The sequence below is a fragment of the Streptomyces alkaliphilus genome (genome assembly GCF_014141535.1).
Lineage (GTDB): Bacteria > Actinomycetota > Actinomycetes > Streptomycetales > Streptomycetaceae > Streptomyces > Streptomyces alkaliphilus.
The window spans coordinates 1-6,811 of sequence record NZ_VKHT01000173.1; the positions used below are offsets into that span (position 1 = coordinate 1).

At 72.4% G+C, this 6,811-nt stretch carries 6 protein-coding genes and 1 pseudogene; all 7 read right to left on the reverse strand.

The window, feature by feature from the left end; translation table 11 throughout:
- Positions 1-224: 224 nt before the first annotated feature.
- Positions 225-1,433, reverse strand: coding sequence for a methionine adenosyltransferase (gene metK / locus FNQ90_RS08270; protein ID WP_182605774.1), 1,209 nt, complete (start codon positions 1,431-1,433; stop codon positions 225-227).
- Positions 1,434-1,534: 101 nt separating this feature from the next.
- Positions 1,535-2,890, reverse strand: coding sequence for a bifunctional phosphopantothenoylcysteine decarboxylase/phosphopantothenate synthase (locus FNQ90_RS08275; protein WP_228470959.1), 1,356 nt, complete (start codon positions 2,888-2,890; stop codon positions 1,535-1,537).
- Between the two features lie 171 nt (positions 2,891-3,061).
- A pseudogene (gene rpoZ, locus FNQ90_RS27140) lies at positions 3,062-3,292 on the reverse strand (DNA-directed RNA polymerase subunit omega); the annotation flags it as partial.
- A gap of 67 nt (positions 3,293-3,359) precedes the next feature.
- A complete protein-coding gene (gene gmk, locus FNQ90_RS08280) occupies positions 3,360-3,956 on the reverse strand; it encodes a guanylate kinase (RefSeq protein WP_182605776.1) in 597 nt (198 codons plus the stop codon).
- Positions 3,957-3,992: 36 nt separating this feature from the next.
- Positions 3,993-4,316, reverse strand: a complete 324-nt coding sequence (gene mihF / locus FNQ90_RS08285) for an integration host factor, actinobacterial type (protein WP_143619450.1) — start codon at positions 4,314-4,316, stop codon at positions 3,993-3,995.
- Positions 4,317-4,700: 384 nt separating this feature from the next.
- Complete coding sequence (gene pyrF / locus FNQ90_RS08290; RefSeq protein ID WP_228470960.1) at positions 4,701-5,546, reverse strand: orotidine-5'-phosphate decarboxylase; 846 nt, start codon at positions 5,544-5,546, stop codon at positions 4,701-4,703.
- Positions 5,547-5,623: 77 nt separating this feature from the next.
- Complete coding sequence (locus FNQ90_RS08295; protein ID WP_182605778.1) at positions 5,624-6,706, reverse strand: quinone-dependent dihydroorotate dehydrogenase; 1,083 nt, start codon at positions 6,704-6,706, stop codon at positions 5,624-5,626.
- Between the last annotated feature and the right edge of the window lie 105 nt (positions 6,707-6,811).

Consider the following 6,811-nt stretch of genomic DNA (forward strand, 5'->3'; position numbering starts at 1 on the left):
GGGCCCGCGCGCGCGGGCCCCGTGCCCCCGTCCGCCGGAGGGGGGCCGGATCGGTGGGGGGAACGTTCGCCGGTCATGGGGCCAGTACACCAAAGGGGTCGGACGTCGCGACGGTTCCGCGCGCCGGTCACGGGTGCGCGTCGGGCCCGGTGCGCGCCCGCGGCGGGACGCGCTCCGGGCCCGGTGGCTCGGGAACAAGGGGGGACGGGGAGGAGCCCCCGGGGTCAGAGACCGGCGGCGGTGCGCAGGGCGTCGACGCGGGCGGTGGTCTCCCAGGTGAAGTCGGGCAACGGCCGCCCGAAGTGACCATAGGCCGCGGTCTGCGCGTAGATCGGCCGCAACAGGTCCAGATCCCGGATGATCGCCGCCGGCCTCAGATCGAAGACCTCCTTGACCGCCCGCTCGATCCGCGCCGGCTCCACCGCCTCGGTGCCGAAGGTCTCCACGAACAACCCCACCGGCTCGGCCTTGCCGATCGCGTAGGCGACCTGCACCTCACAACGCCGCGCCAAACCGGCGGCCACCACGTTCTTGGCCACCCAGCGCATCGCGTACGCGGCCGAGCGGTCCACCTTGGAGGGGTCCTTGCCGGAGAACGCCCCACCACCGTGCCGCGCCATGCCGCCGTAGGTGTCGATGATGATCTTGCGGCCGGTCAGACCCGCGTCACCCATGGGGCCGCCGATCTCGAACCGCCCCGTCGGGTTGACCAGCAGCCGGTAGTCGTCCACGGCCAGGTCGATGCCCTGCTCGGCCAACGCCGCCAACTCCGGCTCGACCACGAACTCCTTGATGTCCGGACTCAACAGGGAATCCAGATCGATGTCCGAGGCGTGCTGGGAGGAGACGACCACCGTGTCCAACCGCACCGCACGATCACCGTCGTACTCGATCGTGACCTGCGTCTTGCCGTCCGGCCGCAGATACGGAATCGTCCCGTTGCGCCGCACATCCGTCAACCGACGCGACAGACGGTGCGCCAACGTGATCGGCAACGGCATCAGCTCGGGCGTCTCGTCACACGCGTAACCGAACATCAAACCCTGATCGCCCGCACCCTGCCGATCCAACTCATCGCCCTCACCCTCCACCCGGGACTCATAGGCGATGTCCACCCCCTGCGCGATGTCCGGTGACTGCGAACCGATCGACACCGACACCCCGCACGAGGCACCGTCGAAACCCTTCTTGGAGGAGTCGTACCCGATCTCCAGAACGGTGTTCCGCACCAGGCTCGCGATATCCGCGTACGCCTTGGTCGTGACCTCACCCGCCACATGCACCAAACCGGTGGTGATCATCGTCTCGACCGCGACCCGCGAGGAGGGATCCTCCTTCAACAACGCGTCGAGAATGGTGTCGCTGATCTGATCGGCGATCTTGTCGGGATGACCCTCGGTCACGGACTCCGAGGTGAAAAGACGACGGGACACATCGCTCCCTGGGTTTGCAGCGGCTGCTGACTGAGAAGGGTGGAGCGGCCCGTGGACGGGCGCGGCTCGCGCACAGTCTATCCGGCCGCTCCCCGAACGGGTCACCCCCCGCCAAAGGACGGCCGAACGTCTCGCTCCCCGGACCATCGTCGGACCACCGCGTCCCACACCCGGTGGGCCAAAGCCTCCTTCGGACCGCGGGGAATCTCCTCCCGGGGGCCGAGGGCGTCCAACAGCATCGCCTCGTTGTCCTCGGTACCGAAGGCCACGCCCTCCCCCACCCGATTGACAACCAGCAGATCACACCCCTTGCGGGCGAGCTTCGCCTCGCCGTTGGCCAGGACGTCCTCGGTCTCGGCGGCGAACCCGACCACCACGCGCCGGGGATCGGAACGGTCCGCCGCCAACTCGGCCAGCACGTCGGGGTTGCGGACCAGACGGATCGGCTCGGGCTCCTCTCCCTCGCGCTTCTTGATCTTGCCCGTCGCCCGGTGGGCGGGTCGAAAATCGGCCACCGCGGCGGCCATCACCACGGCGTCGGCGCCGGAGGCCGCGCCCAACACCGCCTCCCGCAACTCCGCCGTGGTCTCCACCGCGATCGTCTCCACCCCCTCGGGGTCGGGCAGCGAGGTGTTGGCCGCCACCAGGACGACCCGGGCTCCGCGAGCGGCGGCGGCGCGGGCCAGGGCGTATCCCTGCTTGCCGGAGGAGCGATTGCCCAGGAAGCGCACGGGGTCCAGTGGTTCGCGGGTACCGCCCGCGCTGACCACGACCCGGCGACCCGCGAGATCTGCGGTGTTCCGGGGGCGGGGAGTGGGCCCCCCGGCGCCCACGGCTCCCCCGGGGGCTCCCGGCTCGCCGGGTTCGGTCGGTCCGCCGGGCGTGTCGGGGAGCGTCGCGGCGATCGTCCCCTTCCCGGCACGGGCCAGCGCCGCCCGGCACTCCTCGAAGAGATCGGCCGGATCGGGCAGCCGGCCACGGCCGGTGTCGGCACCGGTCAACCGCCCGATGGCGGGATCCACGACGGTCACCCCGCGCCGTCGCAGGGTGGCGACGTTCTCCCGCGTGGCGGGGTGCTCCCACATCTCGGTGTGCATGGCGGGGGCGAGCACCACCGGGCAGCGGGCGGTGAGCAGGGTGTTGGTGAGCAGGTCGTCCGCCAGCCCGTGGGCGGCGCGGGCCATCAGGTCGGCGGTGGCCGGGGCGACGACGACCAGGTCGGCGCGTTGCCCCAGCCTCACGTGGGGCACCTCGTGGACGTCCGCCCACACCTCGTCGGCGACCGGTCGGCCGGAGAGGGCCGCCCATGTGGGAGCACCGACGAAGCGCAGCGCGGAGGCGGTGGGTACGACGGTGACGGCGTGCCCGGACTCGGTGAGGCGTCGCAACAGCTCGCACGCCTTGTAGGCGGCGATGCCGCCGCTCACCCCCAGGACCACCTCGGGCCTGCGCGTCATCGTCGGTCGCCTCTCGCCGTCGTCTCGGTGTCTCCCCCACCGACGGCGGGGCGGCGGAGAGCGTCCCGGGTGCCGGCGGCGGACCCCATCCTGCCCCGGGCCCGCCCGGGCGGCACGGGCGGGCCCCGCAGACGCCGCCGGGCCCTCCACGGCCTCCGAGGTGAGCAGACCGGCGTTGATCTCCCGCAGGGAGATCGACAGCGGCTTCTCGTGGACGTGGGTGTCGACCAGGGGGCCGACGTACTCCAGCAGGCCCTCGCCGAGCTGCGAGTAGTACGCGTTGATCTGCCGTGCGCGCTTGGCGGCGTAGATCACCAGGCTGTACTTCGAGTCGGTGGCCTCGAGCAGCTCATCAATCGGCGGATTGATGATGCCCTCGGGAGTGCTGATGGGAGAGGACACGCTCTGCCTTCCGGAAGACGGGAACGAAAACGGTGACCGGTACGGACGCGCGGAACGCGCACGGGGGTCAGGATTCGCTGACCAAGGCTAGCAGCTCGGCCGAGACGTGCTCGACCGACGTGTTGATCAGCGTGGTGTCGAACTCGGGCTCGGCGGCCAGCTCGACCCGGGCCGCGGTCAGTCTGCGCTCGATGACCTCGGGGGGCTCGGTACCGCGCCCGGTCAGCCGACGGACGAGTTCCTCCCAGGAAGGAGGGGCGAGGAAGACCAGCCGGGCGTCCGGCATGGCGGCGCGCACCTGTCGAGCGCCCTGGAGGTCGATCTCCAGCAGGACGGGCTCGCCGTGCTCCAGGCGCCGGAGGACCGGTCCGCGCGGCGTGCCGTACCGGTTGCCGGCGAACTCGGCCCATTCGAGCAGCTCGCCGTTGGCGATGAGCTTGTCGAACCCCGCGTCGTCGACGAAGAAGTACTGCACACCGTCGCGTTCGCCGGGGCGCGGGGCCCGGGTCGTCGCCGAGACCGAGAGCCAGAGCTCGGGGTGCGCACGGCGCAGATGCGCGACGACCGTGCTCTTGCCGACCCCCGAGGGGCCGGAGAGCACGGTCAGTCGCGGACGGCCGACCGGGGTCACGGGGGTCTCGCCCCGGGGGACAGCAGCTTCCATGCGGCGATTATCCCGGTTCCCCGCGACACGGTGAAATCAGGCCGGGTTGGCGCCGAACTCGCGCTCCAGCGCGGCGATCTGGTTGGAGCCCAGACCGCGCACACGACGACTCTCGGAGATGCCGAGCCGCTCCATGATCTGCTTGGCGCGGACCTTGCCGACGCCCGGCATCGACTCCAGGAGGGCGGAGACCTTCATCTTGCCGATGACCTCGTTCTCCTGGCCCTGCTTGATGACATCCTGCAGGGAGGCACCGGAGTGCTTGAGGCGGTTCTTGACCTCGGCGCGCTCCCGGCGAGCCGCGGCGGCCTTCTGGAGCGCGGCTGCGCGCTGTTCAGGGGTAAGGGGCGGAAGAGCCACGCCTGCGTCACCTCGGGTATCAGAACTGTCGGATACGGAAGCGGTGGGGGCCGACGGCCCCGCACCGGCGGGGCGATGGGCCGCGCCCGGCATCCCCGCTCTGCTCGGAGACTAGCGGCCCGAGGCGCCGGAGTCAGCGAGAACAGCCGAAAACTCCTGGTCAGCCTCTCGAAAAAGGGAAACAAAGCGACATTTCACCCTGTCGACGGGGAGTTTCTTTACCGACTCCTTGCCGGGACCCCGCTCCGGAACCCGGCATTCCACCGACTTCGGGACTCTTGCCGCGTGTCGCCCCGGGTCGGAGGGGGAGGGCGTCCCGACCGCCCGGTGCCGGCGCACCCCGGGAGCCGGCCCCGGGGGCATCCCGCCACCGGGCGGCCGGGATCAGGGCGCCGCCCCGTCCAGGACCGCCCGGACCTCCCCGGCCCATCGGTCGGCGGTGGCCCGGAGCGCAGCGCGGTCCGGGCCGGCCCGCAGCACGTCACGACTGACCGTGGGCACCACCTGCCGCAGGGATGCGCCGAAGACCCTCGGCAGGTCGGCGGCACCCGCGCCCTGGGCACCGAGGCCGGGCGCCAGGAGAGGGCCGTTGACGGCCGTCAACGCACGTTCGGAGACCGCGGCCGCGGGATCTCCCAACGGGGGCAGGGTGGCTCCGACCACCGCGCCCAGGCTGCCCAACGGCTCGGCCCCGAAGTTGTGCTCCGCCAGGCGGTCCAACACCGTCTCCGCCACGGTGCGCCCGTCCGCGGCCACCGCGTGCTGGACCTCGGCGCCCTCCGGGTTCGAGGTGAGCGCCAGGACGAACAGCCCGCGCCCGTGCTCCCGTGCCAGGTCCACGGCGGGCGCCAGGGAGCCGAAACCGAGGTAGGGGCTGACGGTGAGGGCGTCGGAGGAGAGGGGCGCGTCGGGGGTCAGGAAACTCTCCGCGTAGGCGGTCATGGTGGAGCCGATGTCCCCGCGCTTGGCGTCCGTGATCACCAGGGCACCCGCCGCCCGGGCATCGGCCACCGCGCGTTCCAGCACCGCCAGCCCCCGGGAGCCGAAGCGCTCGAAGAAGGCGACCTGCGGCTTGAGCGCCGCCACCCGATCGGCCAGGGCCTCCACCACCGTGCGGGTGAAGCGTTCCAGACCTCCGACGTTCCCCGTCAGCCCCCACTCGGTCAGCAGGGCGGCGTGCGGGTCGATGCCCACGCACAGCGGGGCCCGCTCCCCCATGGCCCGGTGCAGGCGGGCACCGAACGACTTCGGGGCCCCGGGGGACGCGGGGAGGTCGGCGGCGCCCGGGGACCCGGGTGCGGCGTCGGTCACGGGGTGTCCACCTTCCGGTGTTCGGCGCCGACGGCGTCGGCGAGGCTCTGGTGGGGGCTCGCGGCCAACAGCCGGGCCAGACCCCGGTGGATCCCGCGCGGCCAGGCCGGCCCCCGGTAGACGAAGGCGCTGTATCCCTGCACCAGGGAGGCCCCCGCCAGGATCCGTTCCCAGACGTCCTCGGCGGTCTCCACGCCCCCGGCGGAGACCAGGACGGTGCGGTCGCCGACCCGCCGGTGCAGTCGGCGCAGGACGGCCAGGGAGCGTTCGCGCAGCGGAGCGCCGGACAACCCGCCCGCGCCCATCTCCTCCACCGTCGCCGGATCGGTGCGCAGGCCCCGGCGGCCGATGGTGGTGTTCGTGGCGATGATCCCGTCCAGTCCGAGTTCCACCGCGAGGTCGGCGACCGCGTCGATGTCCTCGTCGGAGAGGTCGGGGGCGATCTTGACCAGCAGCGGAACGCGCCGCCCGGTGGACGCGGTCGCCCGGTCGGCGGCCTCGCGGACCGCCGTCAGGAGAGGGCGCAACCGCTCCACCGACTGCAGGTCCCGCAGACCCGGGGTGTTGGGTGAGCTGACGTTGACGACCAGGTAGTCGGCGTGCGGGGCCAGACGGCCGGCGGAGAGCACGTAGTCGGCGACGGCCTCCTCCTCCGGCACCACCTTGGTCTTGCCGATGTTGACGCCCACGGGCACCCGCAGGAGGGGACGCCGGGTGGACAGCCGGGCGGCGACGGCGGCCGAGCCGTCGTTGTTGAAGCCCATGCGGTTGACCAGGGCCCGGTCCTGCGGCAGGCGGAAGAGGCGGGGTCCGGGATTGCCGGGCTGGGGTTCACCGGTGACGGTGCCGATCTCGACGGCGTCGAAGCCGAGCATCGCCAGACCGTCGATGCCCTCGGCGTTCTTGTCGAAGCCGGCCGCCAGGACGAAGGGCCCGGACAGGTCGATGCCGAGCACCCGGGTGCGCAGCGACGGCTCGCGGCGGGCCAGGACGCCGGCCACCGCGTCGCGCACCCCTGGCACCCGGGCCGTGGCGCGGATGGCGCCGAAGGCCAGGTGATGGGCGCGCTCGGGGTCCATGCGGCGGAAGACGAGACGGAACAGGAGTCGGTAGGCGGGATGGGACACGGGAACGACCTTTGTCGGGGGCCTCGCCGGGGGCGGGCCCGGTGCGGTGCCGACGCC